The following is a 521-nucleotide window of genomic DNA, read 5'->3' as shown; positions in this document are numbered from 1 at the left end:
CTTATGAAGAGTAATAAGCCGATCTAGCTGTTTAAATAGATTGCCGATTTTTTGTTGTTCGGGGAGAGTGGGGATAGAAATTTCTTGCTCCATCATTTTTGTTTTTGAGATGTTATACCGAGAAATACCTTGAGCTAACAAAATTATTTTTGCTCTAATACTTGGGGAACGTAAATAAAAAGCAAAAAAGTATGGATCAAAGATTTTTATTGGGCGATACCCAAAACAAAAACTGTTCAAATAAACATTCTCAGTATTTTCAAGCCATATCGAAGACATTCCAACTTCTTCTGGAGTCTCTGATGATGTTGTAAAAAATACATCTCCAAATTTAACTTCATTTTGCCTACTATCAATTTCAATTCGATCTACTCCACTAGATGAAGCAATTGGATTACCAAAAACATTCATATAAGTAATGAATTTTGCTTGTCCATGACCGAAATCTTCTTTTGTCTTACCTGATAATCCTGTGTAAGTTTTTCCTACTTCTCCCAACTTGCACTTTTCCCAAGCGTAAA

The 521-nt window shown here is 33.6% G+C and carries 1 protein-coding gene; it reads right to left on the bottom strand.

The genetic code is table 11. The annotated features are described in order from the left end of the window. Positions 1-521, bottom strand: a 521-nt coding sequence (locus C3007_RS11410) for a restriction endonuclease subunit S (protein WP_133158419.1), incomplete at both ends; no start/stop codon positions are given.

It is taken from the genome of Avibacterium gallinarum, from assembly GCF_002921135.1.
GTDB classification, from domain to species: Bacteria; Pseudomonadota; Gammaproteobacteria; order Enterobacterales; family Pasteurellaceae; genus Avibacterium; species Avibacterium gallinarum.
Note: the sequence above shows the minus strand (reverse complement) of the source record. Positions and strands in the feature narration are given on the sequence as shown.